The organism is Facklamia sp. P9177 (assembly GCF_050409585.1).
Classification (GTDB): Bacteria; Bacillota; Bacilli; order Lactobacillales; family Aerococcaceae; genus Facklamia.
Window position 1 is genome coordinate 16,502 of record NZ_JBNUPE010000013.1, and the last position, 21,073, is coordinate 37,574.

At 33.6% G+C, this 21,073-nt stretch carries 22 protein-coding genes; 4 read left to right on the top strand and 18 right to left on the bottom strand.

The window, feature by feature from the left end:
- The first annotated feature begins 158 nt into the window (after positions 1 to 158).
- The 3 genes from ACQV18_RS07205 (at position 159) to ACQV18_RS07215 (ending at position 3,272) form a co-directional block, all read left to right on the top strand.
- Positions 159 to 746 carry a TetR/AcrR family transcriptional regulator C-terminal domain-containing protein gene (locus ACQV18_RS07205; RefSeq protein WP_428874105.1) on the top strand — a complete coding sequence of 196 codons (588 nt, stop codon included), beginning with the start codon at positions 159 to 161 and terminating at the stop codon, positions 744 to 746.
- 224 nt (positions 747 to 970) lie between these two features.
- Positions 971 to 1,669: an ATP-binding cassette domain-containing protein gene (locus tag ACQV18_RS07210; protein WP_428892823.1), complete on the top strand. Its 699-nt coding sequence runs from the start codon at positions 971 to 973 to the stop codon at positions 1,667 to 1,669.
- Positions 1,662 to 3,272 (top strand): hypothetical protein, encoded by a 1,611-nt coding sequence (locus tag ACQV18_RS07215; protein ID WP_428892824.1) that lies wholly within the window; start codon positions 1,662 to 1,664, stop codon positions 3,270 to 3,272. The genes ACQV18_RS07210 and ACQV18_RS07215 overlap by 8 nt, the downstream gene beginning before the upstream one ends.
- Positions 3,273 to 3,774: 502 nt before the next feature.
- Here the strand turns inward: ACQV18_RS07215 and ACQV18_RS07220 are convergent.
- From ACQV18_RS07220 to ACQV18_RS07240, 5 genes are all read right to left on the bottom strand, one after another.
- On the bottom strand, positions 3,775 to 4,872 hold the full coding sequence (locus tag ACQV18_RS07220) for a YkvI family membrane protein (protein ID WP_428874102.1): 1,098 nt from the start codon (positions 4,870 to 4,872) through the stop codon (positions 3,775 to 3,777).
- Positions 4,873 to 5,017: 145 nt separating this feature from the next.
- Entirely contained in the window at positions 5,018 to 6,313 is a 1,296-nt protein-coding gene (locus ACQV18_RS07225) for a glycine/betaine/sarcosine/D-proline family reductase selenoprotein B (RefSeq protein WP_428892825.1), read from the bottom strand.
- A 16-nt stretch (positions 6,314 to 6,329) separates the two neighbouring features.
- Positions 6,330 to 7,616 (bottom strand): glycine/sarcosine/betaine reductase component B subunit, encoded by a 1,287-nt coding sequence (locus tag ACQV18_RS07230; protein ID WP_428874100.1) that lies wholly within the window; start codon positions 7,614 to 7,616, stop codon positions 6,330 to 6,332.
- 12 nt (positions 7,617 to 7,628) lie between these two features.
- Positions 7,629 to 8,000 (bottom strand): GrdX family protein, encoded by a 372-nt coding sequence (locus ACQV18_RS07235; RefSeq protein WP_428892826.1) that lies wholly within the window; start codon positions 7,998 to 8,000, stop codon positions 7,629 to 7,631.
- 234 nt (positions 8,001 to 8,234) lie between these two features.
- Positions 8,235 to 8,867: a GntR family transcriptional regulator gene (locus ACQV18_RS07240; RefSeq protein WP_428874098.1), complete on the bottom strand. Its 633-nt coding sequence runs from the start codon at positions 8,865 to 8,867 to the stop codon at positions 8,235 to 8,237.
- A gap of 426 nt (positions 8,868 to 9,293) precedes the next feature.
- Here ACQV18_RS07240 and ACQV18_RS07245 point away from each other — a divergent pair, with 426 nt between their 5' ends.
- Entirely contained in the window at positions 9,294 to 9,590 is a 297-nt protein-coding gene (locus ACQV18_RS07245; RefSeq protein WP_428875273.1) for a hypothetical protein, read from the top strand.
- 313 nt (positions 9,591 to 9,903) lie between these two features.
- On the opposite strand, the gene ACQV18_RS07250 is transcribed toward ACQV18_RS07245, so the two are convergent.
- From ACQV18_RS07250 to phnC, 13 genes are all read right to left on the bottom strand, one after another.
- A complete protein-coding gene (locus tag ACQV18_RS07250; RefSeq protein WP_428892827.1) occupies positions 9,904 to 11,694 on the bottom strand; it encodes a hypothetical protein in 1,791 nt (596 codons plus the stop codon).
- A 30-nt stretch (positions 11,695 to 11,724) separates the two neighbouring features.
- Entirely contained in the window at positions 11,725 to 12,141 is a 417-nt protein-coding gene (locus tag ACQV18_RS07255; protein WP_428892828.1) for a type I restriction enzyme endonuclease domain-containing protein, read from the bottom strand.
- Between the two features lie 209 nt (positions 12,142 to 12,350).
- Positions 12,351 to 12,743 carry a hypothetical protein gene (locus tag ACQV18_RS07260; protein WP_428892829.1) on the bottom strand — a complete coding sequence of 131 codons (393 nt, stop codon included), beginning with the start codon at positions 12,741 to 12,743 and terminating at the stop codon, positions 12,351 to 12,353.
- Between the two features lie 583 nt (positions 12,744 to 13,326).
- Positions 13,327 to 14,040 carry a type I restriction-modification enzyme R subunit C-terminal domain-containing protein gene (locus ACQV18_RS07265; RefSeq protein WP_428892830.1) on the bottom strand — a complete coding sequence of 238 codons (714 nt, stop codon included), beginning with the start codon at positions 14,038 to 14,040 and terminating at the stop codon, positions 13,327 to 13,329.
- A 58-nt stretch (positions 14,041 to 14,098) separates the two neighbouring features.
- Positions 14,099 to 14,761, bottom strand: a complete 663-nt coding sequence (locus ACQV18_RS07270; protein ID WP_428892865.1) for an ATP-binding protein — start codon at positions 14,759 to 14,761, stop codon at positions 14,099 to 14,101.
- 519 nt (positions 14,762 to 15,280) lie between these two features.
- Entirely contained in the window at positions 15,281 to 15,724 is a 444-nt protein-coding gene (locus ACQV18_RS07275) for an 8-oxo-dGTP diphosphatase (RefSeq protein ID WP_428892832.1), read from the bottom strand.
- A 260-nt stretch (positions 15,725 to 15,984) separates the two neighbouring features.
- Positions 15,985 to 16,398 carry an ASCH domain-containing protein gene (locus ACQV18_RS07280; protein ID WP_428892833.1) on the bottom strand — a complete coding sequence of 138 codons (414 nt, stop codon included), beginning with the start codon at positions 16,396 to 16,398 and terminating at the stop codon, positions 15,985 to 15,987.
- A 272-nt stretch (positions 16,399 to 16,670) separates the two neighbouring features.
- Positions 16,671 to 16,850, bottom strand: coding sequence for a hypothetical protein (locus ACQV18_RS07285; protein ID WP_428892835.1), 180 nt, complete (start codon positions 16,848 to 16,850; stop codon positions 16,671 to 16,673).
- A gap of 208 nt (positions 16,851 to 17,058) precedes the next feature.
- Positions 17,059 to 17,553, bottom strand: a complete 495-nt coding sequence (locus tag ACQV18_RS07290) for a hypothetical protein (RefSeq protein ID WP_428892836.1) — start codon at positions 17,551 to 17,553, stop codon at positions 17,059 to 17,061.
- Complete coding sequence (locus tag ACQV18_RS07295; RefSeq protein WP_428892837.1) at positions 17,543 to 18,238, bottom strand: type I restriction-modification system subunit M N-terminal domain-containing protein; 696 nt, start codon at positions 18,236 to 18,238, stop codon at positions 17,543 to 17,545. Before ACQV18_RS07295 ends, ACQV18_RS07290 begins: the two co-directional genes overlap by 11 nt.
- Positions 18,239 to 18,605: 367 nt before the next feature.
- Positions 18,606 to 19,415 carry a phosphonate ABC transporter, permease protein PhnE gene (gene phnE / locus ACQV18_RS07300; protein WP_428892838.1) on the bottom strand — a complete coding sequence of 270 codons (810 nt, stop codon included), beginning with the start codon at positions 19,413 to 19,415 and terminating at the stop codon, positions 18,606 to 18,608.
- A gap of 9 nt (positions 19,416 to 19,424) precedes the next feature.
- On the bottom strand, positions 19,425 to 20,249 hold the full coding sequence (gene phnE, locus ACQV18_RS07305) for a phosphonate ABC transporter, permease protein PhnE (RefSeq protein WP_428892840.1): 825 nt from the start codon (positions 20,247 to 20,249) through the stop codon (positions 19,425 to 19,427).
- Positions 20,242 to 21,009 (bottom strand): phosphonate ABC transporter ATP-binding protein, encoded by a 768-nt coding sequence (gene phnC, locus ACQV18_RS07310; RefSeq protein ID WP_428892841.1) that lies wholly within the window; start codon positions 21,007 to 21,009, stop codon positions 20,242 to 20,244. The genes phnE (ACQV18_RS07305) and phnC overlap by 8 nt, the downstream gene beginning before the upstream one ends.
- Between the last annotated feature and the right edge of the window lie 64 nt (positions 21,010 to 21,073).

Here is a 21,073-nt window from a genome sequence, read left to right on the forward strand (position 1 = left end):
TCCTTAAATAAAAATATTGTCGTTAAATAGGATTGTTAAACGACTACTTTTAGAGTATATTAGAGCTAGATATATTAGACAATGTTCAATATAAGGACAGTTGGCCTATTTTTAGACATTTTATATTATTTGTCCGATTGTTCATTCAAGGAGGAAGTATGAAAAAAGAACGAATTACAACAACAATGACGAAAAGAGCTTTAGCTGATTCTTTAAAGAAACTAATGAATAAAAAAGCCTTAGACAAGATATCGATTCGTGAAATTGTAGAAGACTGTGGCGTCAACCGCAAAACATTTTATTACCATTTTACTAATATCTACGATTTACTCAACTGGATGTTTGAAGATGAAGCGATTGAACCGATACAAAAATATGACTATTTTACCGAATATGATGAAGTGGTGCGCTTTGCCATGAACTATGTGGAAGAAAATGAACACGTAGTTAGCTCAGCCATCAATGCCTTAGGTAGAGATGAATTGAAAAAATTCTTCTATAATAACTTCATTGAAAATATGCGTAATATTGTCGATGACATTTCAAAAGAGATGGTCATTCCTGAAGATTATAAGGACTTCCTGATTGACTTTTATACCGATTCCTTTGCTTCCCTACTGACTAATTGGACACACAACAAAGATAAAAAAGATAAGGAAAAATATATTGAATACATCTCTATTACCCTCTTTGAAGGAATACGTCCTGATCTTGAACGGACACATGAACACTTTGCTAATCAGTAACTATTAAAAACCCCTGAAGTCAGATTGGACTGATCTCAGGGGCTTTGTTTTCTTAATAAAAGTTATTTGATCTTTACTCGCCAGAAATATACTCGAAACCGTCAGTTATCAGCCCCTTTGTCATTCAATTTTTAGTCGTTAATGAATAATTTGTATGATAAGATTTTATTATCTTAAGTTTTACTGGTACAAAGTACTCAAACTAATTAAAGGTAAGGAGCCCATTGGATGAAGTTAATAATAAAACACTTAAAAAAGATTTTAAAGAAACACAAGTCTTAAAAGACGTTAACTTTGAGTTTGAAGCAGGCAAAATATATGGTCTTTTAGGGAAAAATGGAGCAGGTAAAACGACCTTTTTCAATATTATTTATGGTGAACTAGAACAAAGTGGTGGTCTCTTTTTTCTTGAAGAAAACGGAAGGCTTTCTGATATCAGCTATGAGCAGGTTGGCATGCTATTTTCAGAAAATTTTTTGCCCGATTTCTTAACAGGCTATGAGTATGTTAAGTTTTTTAATGATTTAAACGGAGAAGGTCAAGCTCCCGATCATTACCTGGATTTGATGGCGTTCTCTGAAGAAGACAGACACCGCTTAATCAAAGACTATTCGCATGGGATGAAATCGAAACTCTCGCTCCTCTCAATTATCATTGGAAAACAAAAAATAATTCTTTTAGATGAACCACTGACTTCCATCGATGTTGTAATGGCGGCTGAGATAAAGAAAATATTAAAAGAATTAAAAAAAGAACATATTTTGATTCTCTCTACGCATATGCTTGAACTTGCCAAAGAACTATGTGATGAAATAGTCATATTAAGTGATGGAAAATGCATGCCCTTTGAACACCTAAAAAAAGATGAAGATTTTGAATCGAAAATTGTCGAACTTTTAAAGGAGGACAAAGGAGGTGAATAAAATATTAACCTTTTTAATCCAATACCAACTGATTAGTTTTTACAATGGGTTCATTTTTAATTTGCAAAGAATACCTCTCATTGGAAAAATCTTTTCGAATAAGTTATACCACTCTAAATTCTTACTTAAATGGGGAACTCCACTTTCAGTAATCTTTCAAATTATAAAACCCATTGTAACAAATATAATTTTTATCGCGCTTATCGGTCTTTTGCTTCCTACTTTTTCGAATAAGTATGTCGAATCAGAAGAGATTATGTTTTTGAGCTATGGACCCTTTTATCTATCGATTGTGATGCTAATGATGGCAGTAGCAAGTGAAGTTTATAGCGCCTTTGAAAATGCTGAAGATAAATATATGCATATCAAAATTTTTAGAGTGAATCCTAGAACCTACTCTTTAGCCAATGATCTTTTGAAATTTGGACCTAAAATCGTCGGATTTAGTATTGGGATGTTCCTCTTTTCTTTTATTTTCAAGATCACTTTACTTGAAGGCTTTTCATTTGTTATTTTTTCGATTGGACTAAGATTATTTATTAGAAGTATCTTTCTCTACTTGTGTCGCAACAATTATCCTCTCGGCAAAAAAGTGGCTAATTTTCTAGTTTTTTTCACTTGTGGAGTAGGCTTTCTTTTGGCAATAGTCGGTACTTTTATCGATTTAGGATTTAACTATGCCTTCTTTTTCTCGGTCATTTTTTTAGCCCCTGGTCTTTTAATGCTCGTTTTAACCATTATTTTCACTTTGAAAACTACTTATCTGGAACAATTTATTTTGAAGTCTTTAAATATCAGCGACTTGCTTGAATCGCAACAATTCGTTGATGAAATAAATAGCCAGTCCGCCAAAGTGGAAGACAAAGATATCCGAATAGGAAAGACTGATTATTCCAATGATCAAGGAATTATCTATCTTAACAAGATTTTTTATGACCGAATTGGTTCAGTCTTTAAAAAGAAAATCCTGATTCGATTAGCCTTCATTGGCATCACTCTTGTTATGCTTAATGTCGTAAAGTATTTTGTTCCCCTCTCTCCTGCCGATGTCAAAGGGCTCTCACAATTTATTCCATTAATATTATTACTGCTTGCTAGAAGTATGTATTTAGGTGAGTTTTTTACCAAAACAAGCTTTTACTATATGGACCGTAAACTGTTAAGCTTTCATTTTTATCGAGCGAAAGAAAATATAACTACTGCTATTGTTTTTAGAACAAAACAGTTGCTTAAGTACAATCGTCCACAATTTATTGTCGCTTTAATTGGTCTATTATTCACCTATTATCATTGGGATTTATTCGATAGTCAAAGCGTTTTAGTGATGGTCACCAGTTTAATCAGTGGGTATGTCTTTATGACCTTTCATTTTCTTTTTGCTTATTATATGTTTCAACCCTTTACCAATCAAATGAAGGTAAAAAACCCTGTCTATACTGGAATTCTCAATTTTGTCCTCTATATTTTGTATTTTAGTATGGTTAGATTATCTTCCTATACTCACTATTTGGTATTCGGCTTTTTCTTATTCGTGATCTTGTATGTTGTTTTGGGTATAATGATCGTATATTTATTTGGACCCAAACGTTTTAGACTGAGATAAATACGCAAAAGAATATGCAAAATATTTATCATTTCAATAATTTCCATCTGATAAAATGACCGTTTAAAGTCCATAAATAAACCTTTTTCTCACAGCGAATAGCACTCCCTTCTAATCCATTCCACATGACTTTGAGGGGAGTGCTTTTATTTTCTCTCGCTATTTAATCTCAATCCAATAATCGCCCAGTCTATTTTAACTCTACTACATAGACCATCTATATTATTCAAACCTTCATTTATCCGTCTGTATTTGCCTACTTTTTATTCATTTGATTTTGTTTTCCCCATTGGTTAAGGAAAAAGCTTACAGTCAAAACCCTTCTTTAACCTATACACTTAACCATTTACAAAGAATTTCCTTTATAACTTTAACATGCCTTTAAACATTATGCTATTTTGAAGTTAAGCAATCACAAAGAATGGCGGTCTTAGTTGATTGGATCCTTTGCTATCAATGAAGAAAGAGAATAGCCATTTAAAATAGAGTATAGACATTTAATTTATTGAATCAATTTTGAACCCATTTTTGTTCGGATATCATGAACAACCATAAAACCAACCAGAATAAATCCTAAATACCCATTAATTCCATAAAGGACATTTACAAGATCCTTGTAGGGCAAGAAAATAGCGATTACCATTCCAATAACTCCACCCAAAATGGTTAAGATTTTATAGCGTGAGCTTCCATCTGTGGCCACACGACCCACCCCTGTCCAGAGTAGAGGAACTGCCGTGGTATAGATTCCAGCAAAAACAATAACGGCAAAAGCTTGCGCAAATACCGGGTTCACTTTATTAGCTAATACCAATGCTGGAATATCAGCCTTACCAGTTTCACCAATGTAGCTAATTAAAGCGATACAACAAATGGCTGCTGCCCCGAAAATGAATAAAGTAGATAGAAGCATTCCTGTGTTCACTTCTTTTAATTTATTTTTTGCACCAATTTCAGATAGAAAAGCTGCAAACCACAAAATAACAAAGCCACCGTATGATGCGCCTGAAAAAAATGGATTGTCGCCGCCTACTTGAACCAAATCATAAACGCCTCGATCAATTGCGCTTACATTTTCGCTGAAGTTTGGAAAGCCAGTGATCGCAGTAATTGTTGATACAATCAGAATAAGAATAATAATAATCGGTCCTATTTTACTAAGTGCCTTGATAATTCCGTCTAATCCAAAGACAGCTGTAGCAACTACTGCAATGGTTAGAACCAATGCACCTACTCCGTTTGCTAATCCCCATTGTTGAGAGGCCGTAGCATTCGCCCCTCCACACATAACGATAAAACACATATAACAGAAAAAGGCAGAAAAATAATCAAAGAAAGCACCGATGTACTTACCGGTATAATGTTGGTATATGTCGCCGCCTCTTTCAAGTTTCAAGCGATTACCATTGGTCGCAAAGGATAAATTCGTATAGACATAAATGATTGCCGCAACAGCTATGACAATCCAAAATCGTGAGCCATAGGAAGCCTCATATTGCATTACTTCTTGCATTGTCGCAAATCCGGCCCCAATGTAAAAGGCGATACACGCGCCTGTAAATCCTAGAATCGTCCAAATGTTCATTTTTGATTTTTCCATGTTTTCCCCCTCTTTTCTACTTTCGAACATCTTGTCATTCTGAAGAAGTAAATTTTAAAAAAAGCAGTCCATAGAACAGTTATAAAGCTATTCGATCGGGACTGCTCTTATTATTTTAGAATCTATTCACTCTGTTCGAGTGGATTTAGAAGACCGTAACTTCCGTTACTGGTTGGCTCAGTGCATTTATCGCACGTTCAACCATCTTCATGCGCAATTTCTCTTCATCTTTTCGCTCCAGGGATGGATCTCCAGTAGGGTGAGGAATAGCAACTGTTGGCACAATTCGGTTCGCTCCAACAGATTGAGAAATGGTAATAATTGTAGCCATATGAACAATTGGAATACCAAAACGTTCGATTTCTTTAACGATTGTTGCTCCGCAACGTGTACAGGTCCCTCAAGTACTGGTAAGAATTACTCCGTCAACTCCCGCTTCCTTCAATTCTTTTCCTATTTCTTTACCGAATATGATGGCATTACCAACTGCCGTACCTGTACCTGTCGTGGTGTAGAATTTCTCATGAACCTTACCAATTTTGCCTTCTTTTTCCATTATTCTAAGAGAGTCTAATGGAAGAACACGATCTGGCGATTCATTACAATAGATAGGATCAAAACCACCATGAATGGTGATGAAATCGCCTGTAAGGTTAGCATGATCTTCGATATTGTATTTACCCCATTTTTGAGCAGAGGCAGACTGAATCCGATCGGGATTTCCTACCGGTACAATCCCTCCAGTAGTTACCAAAGCTATTGTGGCTTTAGTTAAGTCCTTAATTGGAGGGGCTGGCTCAACCAAGTCAAAGCTAGGCATTGGCATTTCAGTTTCATATTCTTCATTGTTCAAGCGCTTCATCAGCATCTCAACCGCACGAACGGCACCGATTTTATCGGAAAAGCCTGTAATACGCTTACCTTGCTTGAAGATCCCATCTTCTTCAGGAATAACTTGCTCGCCTGCTAATATTTTCTTCGCAATCGCAGCCATTTTAGGTAAGGCAGATCGCATATCAACTGCACTATTTCCAGTTGGAACGGTATATGCTTTTAGTCTGGTAATTTCAAGACCTGGGTTTTCTTCATACATACCTGATACTACAGGGATATCGTATTTATCCACCACGAACTGAGCAATTAAGGATGAAGCCACCCCATAGCGGCCCGCATTAAAGGAGGGGCCGACTACTACTAAATCCGGTTGAATCTCATCCATTGCTTTCTTAAACTCAGCTAAAGCTGCTTCATTGTTTTCATTGATATAGTTATCGCCACAAATAAAAGTCGCGACCACTTTACCTACATCGCCCAACTCCTTTTCAAATCCTACGGCAGGACCGACTGTCCCTTCCTTTAAAACGGGAGCAAAGTCGGCATTGTCTTCTCCACCAATCTGGCCAAAAAACTGATTCAAATAATATAAGATTCTTTTTTCCATTGTCTTCCTCCTCGTTCTAATACTCAGTGACCATCAAATTATGATATCCGATCTCTGAAGTGGCTCCAATCACAGCATTTAATTCACACTTCATAACACCGGTTTCAGCATCATAGGCTCCAGCCCATCCTCCTGCCAAATTGGCAATCGCTTCTGGATCTCCCAGGATACGGTCCGCTTTTGGTAATGTTACAACGTGAGAAACGTTTCCTGTTGATATTACAGCTTTTGCTTCTGGCTTTGAGTCTGCGAGTGGTTGACTGGCTCCATCCCAACCAGAACATTCATCTGTAATCAGAACAGCTTTTATCCCTTGTTTTTCTAATCGTTCAGCAATCATGACTAAGTCAGAGTCTGGATTTCCATATCCTTCTTCCGATACAATCACCCCATCTGCCCCCAACTGCTTGCATAATTTAGCAGTGAAATCACACGATCTAAATTTTCCTTCTAAGGTTGTTAGTTCTGGAACCATAACCACACCAAGGAAATTAATTTCTTTGCCGTGTTTTTTCAAAAGTTCTAAGATAACTGGATTGGTTTGATGTTGATAAGTCGTAATCTTATCGCAAGCTGCTACACAGTTGCCCGAAACGACTGCTCCATCCAGTTCTTCCAGCGGATGCAGAAGTGTTGGAATAATATTTTTAGCATCCACTCCATAGATATAAGAGTCATGGAGAAGTCCTTGAGTGATTAACATCTCAGCATAGACTACCTTAGGAAGATCTGGATATTTAGCTGTTTCTTCTGGATTTGATCCTACTTCAAACGTTTCGATTTCATAGACTGGAGCGTCTTTTGCAAACTGTCCGACATATTCAGAGATTAATAGACCTGCCATTCGAACTGCTAATTCATGTTCATGCGCTGTTAATCCGTCGACTACCGATAGATCCACCACTAAATTAAAAGTCTTGGAGAAGGGCGTCCATTTTGCTCCTTCTCCCCACATATCAATCACACCTTCTTGGAAGCCGACAATATCTCCAATTGTAACGATAGCAACGCCTTCTAATACGTTATAAGCTCCATTCCCAAGCTGGCCAGTCTGCGAAGTTATCCCAGCAAATCCAGGAACACCTTCTACTTTTACCCGTGGTTCAATGACATCTTTTACAGGGATGATGCGTGTCTTTTCACCTGGTTTAGCGATATCGACAGTAACCTCTTTAATATTGTCCAAACTCTTAATATAATTGACTAATTCTTCGCGATTTAAAACGAGTTTTTCTCCTACTACTTCATTTTTATCGCCAAAGACAACATCATTAATTTTTACTTTACGTCTTTCTAGTTTCAAATTGATTCCCTCCTATTTGTTAAAACGATCTCCCAACTCACTTACCTCTTTAAGAGCTACTTTTAAAAGCTCGTAATCAATAAATTCGTAATCCTCCTTATTCTTGTAATCCACTGTATGGGTAGCTAAAGAGTTTTGTAAAAGTTCTATGCTATTTTCAATTGCCAAAAGAGACTGAGTGTTATCTCCTTCTGGTTTATCTGATATCAAGATCGACCGTACGGGAGAAAAATGCATCCGACCACTGGCGGCCAAAGGAGATGCCATTAAATAATGTCCTTTGTGAATCAAGTCACGTGCCTTTTTCAAAACAGCTAATTGATCACCTTCAACCAAGATTGTGTTACCGCTTTCATTGACGGTTATATTATTCGTTAAAATCATATCACCACCTCTATCTTTTCACTTTTAATGAAGACAATGCTAACGCTTACATCCAATAATAAATTGTGGGTTGAAACCATCTCATCACCTCACTGATATACTAACTGTTTTTCAGATGAATGTCAATTGTATTTAGATAAAAATTTTGATTTATTTAAAATAAAAATTTACATAAAAAAACCTTAAGATCTTTTTACTAAGACCTTAAGGTTTTTAACTATATTTCATTCACTCTTAAAAGAGAGATTCTTTAATTCTAGAAAGAAAGTCTTCAATATGTTCGTAAGCATATTGTTCGGCTGCCTCTTCATCTTGATCTTCAATCGCTTGCACGATTTTACGGAAGGTTCTGGTAAAGATAGTCATATCATCAAAGTAATCATTACAATAATGCCACAATCTTTCGGTATGTAAATGAAGATGAGCTAGTGTTTCTTTTAACCATCGATTATCACAAGCTTGAAAAATAATTTGATGGAATCGTTCATCTTCGTTGATAGCCTCTTGATAACTTGCTGTAGTAGAATAAGATTCTAAATTTTTAATAATTTGCTTCAACTCTGCTAATTGTGAGGGGGTGATCCGTTTTACGGCTTGACGAGTCGCATAGGGATCTAGTTGCTTTGTTACATCAAATAGCCCCTTGATATTACGAAAATCGATAGGAGCAACTTGTGCTCCAAACCTTGGCACAATATTAATGAGATCATCTCGCTCTAGCTCTTGCAAGGCTGATCGAATCGGTGAACGACTTACGCCAAACTCTTCAGCTAGATCAACTTCATTGAGTATTTTTCCGGGTTTATATTCAAACTCAATGATGCGACGCTTCAATTGATTATAGATACTTAAATTTTTCTGATCCAATCTTCTTCACCTCTTAGCTATCAAGCCATTCTGTATAACACTATACATAGACCTCACTTATTATAACCTCAATCTTTGAGGAAAATCAAATAATGTTTAATTATGTATAATCTCCTAGGTTATCTTTACGTTAGCACTCAATTTTATTTTGCACAGCGAATTAAAAGAACTTTTATAAAGTATGAATTCTTAAATCCTCTCTCTTAAATCGTTTAAACTATTTTTTCTTTGATTATCTCATTCATAGTGTTTTTTCACTTGCGATGTTGGTTTTCTTTTCGCATTAGCCGGTACTTTGGTAGATTTAGAGTTTAGCTATGACTTATTTTTCTCAATCAATTTTTTAGCCCCTGGTCTTTTAATGCTCGTTCTAACCATTATTTTTACTTTAAAAACTTCTTATCTCGAGCAGTTTGTTTTAATTGTTTGAATATAAGCAATTTAATTGAATCCCGACAATTCGTTGAAGAAATAGATAGCCAGTCCGCAAAAGTGAAAGTCGAAGATATCCGAATAGGAAAGACTGATTATTCCAATGATCAGGGAATTATCTATATTAATAAGATTTTCTATGACCAAATTGGTTCAGTCTTTATAAAGAAAATTCAGATTCGATTAGCCATCATTGACATCACTCTTCTTATTCTTAATGCCTTAAAGTATTTTGTTTTAGGTATAATGATCGTCTATTTATTTGGACCCAAACGTTTTAAACTGAGATAAAATTGAAGTTTCAGAAAGTTATTTTGAATATATCTCCGTTCCCCTCTTTGAAGGAATACGACCAGTCCATTACCAAACATGTTTTAAGCCCCTGAAGGCAGATGATAATGCCTTAGGGGCTTAAAATGTTCTAATATTATTATTATTTTCTCATCGCCTGTTCAAATATTAATGATGCTAAATACCGTGTTTAGAATTGTTCTGTCCATCGGAAAAATCAATATTCTTTCTGTAAATAACTAGCTTTTATTAGCTAAAAACCTTTTTATTAAATATATTTTTTACCTAATTGACATAAAATATTCCCTGAAAATCATTTGTTGTATAAGTAGTATATAGGATATTTTTGAAATTCTTCAAGCTCTTCTTGGGTCATTTTTTTTAAACAATTTTCAACAGGAATCTTTTGGTTTAATAGTATATATGCTCCCGCTTTAACTCTGTGGTCATCATTAAATCTTTCTATAATACTCCATAGACTTTGTTCTTCTGAAATAGATAAATCTCTTTTTCTCTTATATATTTGTAATTCATTAAGTAAAAGAACTTCTTCTCCAATTCTTTCTTTATTGTTCTTTAACCAATTTACAAAATCTTCAGCTAAGATTAATAAGTCTTCCCTTTTGCCATCACTTTTATCATATGCATTTATTAACTTTAGCAAAAAGAAATTTGCTCTGTTAAATATATCTTTATTATCAATTTCTTTAAATGATTCCAAAATATATTTAGTGCTAAAATTACTTATTTGAAGTAAGTCTTCTTCTGTTAAGCTTTCGAAGCGAGACATTAAATATATTTTTTCGTTATTGTCATAATATACAACTTCCACGGTCTTTTTAGAAAAGAAATCCGATATAATATATTCATCTTCTAAAAATCCAGTTCTCTTTTCCATATTTAAAATGAAATTCAAATTTTGGATTTTTAATTTCATTGCAGCTGGAAGATCTGCTTTCAAACCTACAACAGACTTATTTTCAATAAGTGCATCCCAAAGTATATTAATATTTCTAAGTTCTTCTTGATTTAATTCAAAAAGGTTCAAATCATCCTCACAATTTAAAAAATCTAAAACTTCAACACATTTCTTCGCATTATCCAACAGTTCTCTATTATCTTCAATATCAAACCCTTCTGAGAAAGCTTCATTGTTTGGAAAAGGAACTTCATTATCGTTAATATAAAAACTCTTATTTTCAAAAAATGATATAAAAAAGTCTAAATCAATTTTTAATGCTTTTACACTATCTGAATGTCTATAATTAAAAGTCACTTTGTTTTTCCCAGAGAATTCTAAAGTCAAACTTTTACCTATTTTTATAGTAGAGCTATTTATATCACGCACTAATCCTATCTTATGATAAAAAGATTTATCTTTCACCTTAACCTCAGCACTTTTTTCGGTAAACATGCGCAGATTTTCTGGAATATCCTCTATTGGGAAAGGTATACTAAACTCTTTTCCTTCTAAGTACATGTATACATCTCCAGATAGAAATGCTTCTATAGGGTCTGATATACCAACCCCCGTTACTTTCATTGATATACTATCAAAGCCACTAACGCTCTTTATATCTTTTAAAAAATAAGGTTCTGATTGTACAAAACTTTTTTGTTTTTGGCAGTGATCAAAGCAGTTGAAAAAAATAGAGGCTTTTTTAGCTTCGTTATTTGGAAATTCTTTCATTTCAAAGGAATAACTGTGTGTATTTTTCCCAAAGTTTAAAACCTTTTTTATTCTCACAGGTGTCAACTCTATATAATAAATTTTCTTTTTAGTTGCATCTACTATGTGAACAAGAAAAAAAATAATACCACCATCATTCAAATAGTTCTGTAAGTCTGAAATTTGTATAGGATATTTAACTTTCCTATTTGAAAAATTAGCTACATGTTTCCCTTTAACTTGAACTGGTACTCTCCCTTTTAGATTAGATTTGATTTTTTTATCTCTAGTTTTATAAAGATATACATCGCCATCCCAAGATGGTTCTTTATCATTATCAGATATAAAAGGAGACATAAAAGGAGATACAGATAAAGTATCTTTTACAGCGTTTACAGCTAGTGTTTCAATTGCTAAATTATCTAGTTTACTCAAACACACTTCCTCCTTTTTACTTATATATATCTAAGAAATTTTAGAGTCCTTAATCACATCCCAATGCTCCGCCTGCTTCACGACTAACTGTATAGTCTCCTTAAAATTACCAGGATATTTATATTTCTTAAGCAATCTCTTAATAGTCCTTCTAACGTTTGCTCTTCCAGATTCTTTTACTGCCCAATCTTGAGTCATTTCATTAGAGATGGTTTCGGTCAACTCTTTTGTAAGCTTGATTAGTTGTTCATCAGTATAGAAGTCCTGGATGTTCTCTGAATTAGCGACAGCATTATAAAAGGCCATTTCTGCTCTTGATAAACCAATATTCTCATGCTCTTTTTCAGATTCCATCGTTTCTTTTGCGAGGTCAATTAATTGTTTTCTAATATCAGATAGGCGATTGGTTTCATAATCTGAATCCTCTTCATTTAATACCTCAGCCAAACCTGTAAATCGATCTAATGTTTCTGCATTATCGACAGGAACTAACCTTTCATGAACTCTTCAGTCATAGATTCCTAAGTCTCATAATATTAGACACGACGAGGTATTTTTGTTATTGATTATTCCAATTATTAATACAGCTATAGAAACGCTATATAGTATTCTCAATGTCAAATCACTAATAACTGATATTTCATTAAAAGTTATTGCTAATGTTTAAAAAACATTCTTTGAAACTTATCCTGAAAATATAGAAAGGATGATTCTTTTGGTATTTCTCTTTTACAGACTTCAGACAAACAACTATACTTTTCTCGAAGATATTTTTTATCTTCTTCATCAGCAAGATCAAAATAATCCATATTATCGATTACATCTAAAACTCTGACGATTAACGATTCTTTTCCAACTATAATTGATCTTTCTATAGAATCATAAAATGCTTCTAATTTAGTAATTCCACTATTCTTAACTGTCAATGAATCCACTATTTTAGAAATAAATGATCCCCATTTCTTTTGAATATCTAAAATTGTACAATCTGTATCCTCTATAAGATCATGCAATGCAGCAGTAATAACAATTTCTCTTTCATAATTCATTTTGAGAGCAAGTTGAGAAACTCTTATCGAATGTAAAAAGCAGGTTTTCCTTGATTATGATTACTTCGTATAAAGTAATCTGCAGTAAATAGTAGTGCTTCATTTAACTCTGTATCTTTCATGTCTAGAAATGCACCTCATTCCCAATAAATTTTTTTCTTTCTATACTTATTTTATTACTTGCTCTCTTGGATACCCTATGAAGTTTGTCCTAATTATATAATCAAAATTCATTTTTTTGTAGTATATAATTAGTTAAATATTATTTACTCTAGATTTACTTAACATTTATTTGATATATTTCTCGAAACAAAGTTTGAAATTCTAAATAAAAACCTTTTCTTATTTCTTACTGACTCTAAATAGTAATAGAAAAACAGAAACAGTACTCTTAAGTTCATGCAAAATGAATTTAAGAGGACTATTACTTGTTATGAAAAGAGTCTTTACAAAGAGTTATAACTGATTGTATAAAAGTACTGTATAAAACCTTCTTATTATTTACTTTATTGTCAATCTTTTCATTAAACACTGAGTCTATTATTAACTGTATCTATAGTTAAAACAATATCTTTAACTACATCTATCTGGTCTTTGAGCAAATTAATAATCCCACCATTTTTATTAAAGGGATGTGTTTGTAAAATTTTTTCTCAATAGAACCATTTTTAACTATATAATTTACAATATTGTTTACAAAATCAATTTGATTTGAATTAAGTTTTTCATCTGCTAAAAATTTTGAAAATTCTTTCTCTGCTGCACTTCTTTCCATTCCTGTTATACTAGCTACTAATTCTAATAAAAGTTCTTCTCCGAAAGTATTTTCATATTCTTCTTTACTCCCCAATTCTTCCCATAGAATCCTTTCAAAATATTTTATATCAGATTCTGTTAGCTCCTCATTATTCCTTAACTTATAAATATATAAATTATCTTTATATTCCTTTAAATAATGTTCAACTCTTCTTTTATAGTTACCTAAATCATTTACACCATAAATAGGGCTAGATTCTCTCACACCCACCACTTCATCTTTAAAATCAGTGTAATATACTTCTGTATTACTATCCAAAAGTTTGATGAGTTCTCTTAATGCCTTCCTTACCAATTCATGGTCGAGTATATCTACATCTTCCCAGAATTCTTTTATTTGGATCTTATCTATCAAATTTGCATTCTTCCTAACTTGATCTATTGATCCTTTAGTTTCTAGTTTTTCCGCAGTTCCAATGACTCTTCCAACAGGTCTATTCATTGATCTTTTTTCTAAATAGGCAAACTGAATAGTAAACAAAATCTATCTCCTTTTTATATAGTTTGCCAACGTAAACTTCATAACCTCGTCTTAGTAGTTAAATAGCTATAATTTTTTCATAAACGTGTCCGTAATCCATGTTTTTTCTTCCAAGAATGGCCGTTCTAAATCCATGATCAACTAAGTAGTATTTTTTAATAGTCGATAAATATGCTTTTCCTTGGACATCATATCGGTCTACTCTATAGAATAAAAAGGCATCTACTAAATGAGAAATATATTCTCCTACAGTCTTGTGATTTATATTTTGTTTATTACTTGTAAGTGTATCTGCAATCTTTCTGAATGAGGTTAAGTTTGAGATGTTTGAAAACATAAATTTACCAATTGTCTCCAATTGCATTACATCTCGAATACCATGTCTATCGACTAAATCTCTTAACAAAATTGTTTCATATACGTTCTTTAAATATGCTTTCCTATCAAGATTATCTTCGTATACATATGAGCCTGACATCCCACCTATGTCGACATATGCTTCAAAAGCATCTGTAACATCTTTAAAATCAAAATACTCGTAAAACTCTATAAAGAAAAATGGAAAAACCTCTATTTCTATTGTTCTACCTGTGAATAAAGTTGCCAAGTCACTACTCAACAAAAAAGCATTTGACGCTGTCAAATAGATATCATATTGTTTTTTTGAATGTAGACTATTTATCGTTTTCTTGAAATTTTCACATAATTGGACTTCATCAATAAATAATTCTTTTCATCTGGAATATATTGGCTATCAACAAACATATTCATTTCTCTATAATCTAAGTAAGGCTCATTGCTTAAAACTTGCAAATATAGAAAAACTATGTTTGCTTTTGGCTCTACTTTTTTACATAATCTATATAGGATTTAAGCAGTTCTGATTTCCCAGAACGACGTATACCCGTAAAAATTTTTATATCTGGAGTATCTTTTAAACTAATAAGTCTATCCAAATATTTTTTTAATTATTTTCATAAGCTCACCTTCCTAAGCTTATTTTATATTATTTCCCAAAATCAATTTTATTTCAATTTTGGGAAATATGTGTATTCTGATTCAACTTTTATTTCTTTGATGAAAGCTCTAAAGCTCAGTATCCATCGTTAAGATTTGCCGTCGACATAATGATGACACGAGACCTGGGTGTAAAATCGTATAGTAATATCAACACTTGTAGATATAAAATTTTTACCTGTTAGGATGGATTGCTAATACTACAAGCTTGTATTTATCATTTTTATTTCAAGCTATACTTCCAATCATCTCCAACTTTATAGTAGAAAAATTCGCTTAATACTTCTTCAGTGAAAACCCGAATCATATCATTCATATCTAATGAGAGCTTCAAATTCGGAAGATTATCTATCTCTTCCCACCAAACTTCACCTTCAATGGAAGACTGGAGATTACCCTGAAAATTACTTGTTTTATAGAAAAAAACTACATACCTACATTGATTATCATACCAATCCTTAATTCCACACAGCTGTGGAGAATATATATCAAGTCCTGTTTCCTCTTTTACCTCTCGAATTACTGCATCAGAGAAAGATTCTCCTAACTCTACTTTACCGCCTGGAAAAGTAATTCCTGGCCAGTCCTCCTTTTTTCTATCAATGACAATAACCTTACTGCCATCACATATCATACACATATTCGTGAATTCAACTTTTTCTATCATTTATCAAAACTCCTGTAAATTATAATTTATCTTTTTTCATGCTTTTTAGAGCAAAATAATTAATTTATTGATCTAATAGTATTTCATTTCATATTTTGTTTCTCTAGTAGAGGGTTTGAAATCTAGTGTTTATCGTTATTATCTTCCGTTGTCATAATTATGACACAAGACCCGGCTGTTAAATCGTATAGTAATATCTACACTTATAAATACAAATTTTATATCTATTCAGGTGAATTGCTAACCTTATAAACTCAAATTTATAATATTCTTATCTCAATACCAACTACACCATACTCTTGCTGTTTTTCTTTTGGATAGTATACATCCATATCAGCTGATGAAGCTTGATTAATATTGTCGATAGTATAACCACATCGCAATAAAGATAATGACTCATACAACTTATCAAATGATGGAAATTTATGTAATGCAACCACGACTGCACTTAATTTACATTCACTATTCTCAGTATTTGTAAACTTAATGAAATCTCCAACTTGTATCATTTGCCTTTTTTCATCTAATAATCGCAATTCAATATCTTTTTGCTTATACTTTATTTTATAAAAAGGTTCAGGATGTAAGTTCATATAATGAATCAAATTATTCACCTCCCTAATGATGTACTGTTTAGAATATTTATTATCGAAAAACCCTGCTACATAGTACATCAATAACTCATTTTTTTGATTTTAAACTTTGTTAGAAGCTCTAAAACCCTTGTATTTACTTGACTATTTGCCTGTGTCATTATTATGACACGAAACCCAGATGTAAACTCCTAAAATTTCTTACTAACTCTTGATTATTAACGTTATAAGATCCATAACTTTATCAACATGAATATCTTCTTTAATCAAATAATTCCATAGACCAACATTCGGCCATAAAAATAAATCTACAATCCTTCGATAATCATCCCAAACACTCTGCTCGATATTATCTAAATCATAAATTTTAAAACATGATTCAGCAAATCATTACGATAGTCGGTCATTTTCTCGAAGCTTTCTTTCGCCGTTAGATTCTCAAAATCATACATAGATAATTCATATCTTGTTTCGTTAAGAATATTATTATTATTCACTACCGTTCCAGACATATTAAAATCAATTAGACCCACAAATTCATTCTTATTAACTAAAATATTTGTTGCATTAAGATCGCCTTGTATGGAGCACTTTCTTAATTGAGGCAGAGCTTCTTTTATTCCATTCCTATAGTTCTGATTTACCTCATCTAATGTAGAAATTAAATTTGATTGGTTTTATAGACAATAAGCATTCTCTTAATAAATGATAATTTTGTTCTTTCTCATCAATTTTTTCTTCTCAATCTGGTAATTCAATGATTGACCACATACTCCATCTACTCATCAAATCTTTATTTGAATTTTTTGCCATATATTTGGCAGTATTTTTTAACACTTCAAATTTTATATTGTCTGAATAGTCATTGAAGTTACAGATTTCGTATGGAACATATTCTTCAATCCAAGAAACAAATTCTATTTTTTCCAAGTTAAATTCATATAAGTAATTTCCATCGGGAGATTGAAGGTAACTTGGTACATAAATGCCACTATTGTTATAGTTATCAATCACTTTAATCATTTCAATAAAGTCATTTTGAGTTAATTCATTTTTTGAATTAATTTTAATGACCCAATCCTTATTGACATAAAAATTAATTCTAATATCAGTTTTTGAGGGACTTGTATCGTTACCAAAGGCGATTGTTTTATTGTCTATTTGGATATAATCACATATGTCATGGAGTAGCTTGCCTTCATCTTTAATGCTCTCCACTATTAATTTATAGTCCATTACTCCCCCAGTTTACTATTCTATTTCTATTCGAGGGTCTGGAAACCCCGTATTCATCGTTATTATTTGCCGTTATCATAATTATGACACGAGACCCACAGGCTGGATCTATTATGATGTCTGATGGGGTTGGCTTTACCAGTTCGACCATCATCTTTATAATATGTCTAGGTGTCCTAAACTGGCCGTTTGTACCTGATGTAAATAGTTTAGATAGCAAGTACTCATAAAGATCTCCCTTTAAATCTCCTTCTAAAACTAAACTATTTATTGCTGTTACAATTTTCTCTAACATTTGAGCTGTAGGAATTTGAAACATTGCATCTGTCATAAATTTAGAAAAGGAGGATCCTTCATTGCTATTCAAGTCTTTTATAAATGGAAATACTCCTTCAACAATCGTTTTATGCATTTTTTCTGCTTCAAACTCTTTGAAATTGTGCCATCTCAAGTCTTCATAATCAAAGCTGTTTTTGTATTTTTTACTATTCCCTTTAAATATAATTTTTGGTTCAAGACCTAATATATTCGCTTCTGCTTCACTTTGTAATTGTTTATCATCTAATGTTTTTATAAAGATGAGATATGTAAATTGCTCGATTACAGTTAACGGATTAGTAACTCCACCCGTCCAAAATGTTTCCCATATTCTATCTACTTTATTCTTTAATTCACCTGTCAACATATTTTCCCTCCTATAAAATTCAATTTAAATATACCTTTAATTTATTACATTAAATATTAAATTTTTATTTAAATTGAATTTCCGCACACTAATCCTATACAAATTATTTTGTTAATAGTGAGTTCTTCATTTTCACCCTCACAAAACCCTAGTTTGGCCTAATTATATAATTAAAACCTATGATTTTAAACGGAATATTTACATAAGTTTCGCTTCATCTGAATTGAAGACTCTTTTCATACAAAAACACTCCCATCAAATTCATTTTCCTTGAATCCAATGGGAGTGTTCTAAAGTTTTGTACTATTATTCAGTTTCAGTCCAATACTAAGCTCATTACATTAGTAAGTCTGTGTTTTATCTTCTACTAACCATTTGTCAATTGTTTACGAATAGACGAAGAAGAAAATTCGACCACTAGAATGAGCACAACCAGTCCTACTAGAATGGCTCCTACTTGCGACCAACGGTTGGAGGACATGGCAAATTTAAGGGGTGCACCAATTCCTCCCCCTCCTACCAGACCTAAAATAGAAGCATCCCTTAAATTCATATCGAAGCGGAAAATAATTGTTGATAGTAAACTAGACCATAATTGAGGAATAATCCCACAACGAATCTTCTCGAAAGTATTGCAGCCAGCTGCATCGAGCGCTTCTAAAATGGATTTATCCATATCGTCAATGGCTTCACTAAATAACTTGGTTAACATACCAATGGAAGTCACTGAGATCGTCATAACGCCTGCAAAAGGTCCTGGACCCGTCACCCGAATAAACATTAGACCATAGACAAAGGCTGGAATGGTTCGAATAGCCATCACCAAAAAACGGGTCATCACTACAACAGGAACCGGAACTACTTTACTCGATGCTAAAAAGGAAAGAGGAAAGGAGAAAACTGCTCCGACCAGAGTCCCTAAAAAGGCAATCGCCATCGTCTCCAATAATAAATAAGGAACCGACTGTTTCGTAAGATTAAAAAGCAGTTCTCTGTCTGGGTTAACAATTCCTTGGATGATACTTAGAGCAAAAGTAATGCCCCGCTTAGCAATGCCAACTTCATTAATGGTTGAAGCAGACCAGATGACTAGCCCAACTACTAACATCGTCCAAGCAAGTGCTTGCCAACGCTGAGTGTCTTTAGTTTCATACATTTGATTGATTTTATCTACCATGACTACCTCCTATGTTAACTTTGTTCTTAGATAGCGACTGACACTTTCAATCACCACTACCGTTAAGAACAGACAAAGCAGGATCATTCCGACATTCTGATATTCTCGCCACCCTAAGTTCTCATCAAGAATAATACCGATTCCTCCCGCACCAACATAACCCAAAATAGCAGCGTGGCGAACATTTCCTTCGAAAGTATACAAGGCTACTGACAGATAAGTTGGAAGCACCTGAGGCTTAATCGCTCCGAGAAAACTATACATTTTATTCGCTCCTAAAGCTTCCATGGCTTCATAGGGCGACATATCCGCTGTCTCTATTGCTTCATAAAGTTGTTTAGCTATGAAAGAAAAGGTGAATAAAGCAATTGCCAAGGTCCCTGCAAAAGTCCCCAAGCCAAAAATATAAGTCAAAATCAGAGCGGTCACTAAGGTTGGTAAAGTTCTGATTAGACTCAACAATAGTTTTAAAAGACTAGTTATCCAGTGATTTCTGGTTAAGTTAGTGGCAGACCACATGGCATAAGGTATCGCTAAAAGCGCACCAATAAAGGTCCCCAGTACAGACATTTTAATCGTATCGAGCAGCGGAGGGATTACCTCATTAAAATAAGCCGTATTGGGTGGTACCATCCGTTTTAAAATAACGAAGAATTCCTCACCACGCTTGATTAAGACTTGTAGATCAAAGCCAGTCATTTTGGCTGACCAGTAAATCAATAACGCAATCAATAAAACAACCAACAGGGTATAAGAACGTTTCTTATACACCTTCTTGCCATTTGAAAGGACTAATTCTTTTGAGCGCATAAATGAAAGTAATGGATTATTCATAGGACCCACGTTCCTCTTCTATGGTTTGTCCCTTATAAATATGGTTTAGGACTTCTTGGGTGACTTCATTTGAAGGCCCATCATAAACAATAGCTCCTTCGCGAATGCCAATAATCCGATCACAATATTCAAGCGCCAATTCCACATGATGAATATTAATGATGACGGTGATGTTGTCTGTTTGATTGATATTCTGGAAATCTCGCATCACTACAGCAGCAGTGACCGGGTCCAAAGAAGCAACAGGCTCATCGGCTAGAATAATCCGTGGATCTTGCGCCAAAGTCCTAGCCAGAGCCACCCGCTGTTGTTGGCCACCCGATAGGTGGTCGACTCGCGTATAGGCCTTATCTAGAATTCCTACCCGGTCTAAAGCTTCCAGGGCTTTTAATTCTTCTTCCTTCTTGTAATAGCCGATTAAGACGCGCCAAAAAGGTAAATCAGGGACAAAAGCCGATAAGACATTGGTGATGACCTTTGCACGAGTCACTAAGTTAAAAGACTGAAAGATCATCCCTATTTTACGGCGAAACTGACGCAAGCTCTTACCTTTCAAACCATTGACATCCACCCCGTCAACCGTTAATTTTCCTTCTGAAATAGAATGCATTTTATTAATGGTTCGAATGAGTGTCGATTTTCCTGCACCCGATAAACCGATAATTCCAACAAATTCTCCTTGATCAATCTCCAAATTAATATCTTGTAATGCCAATACACCTTTCGGATATCTCTTATAGACATGTTCAAATTTGATCATTGCGTTCTCCTTTTTCCTCTTTCAACTAAAGAAACACCCACCATCCAGTGGGTGTTTTACTTTA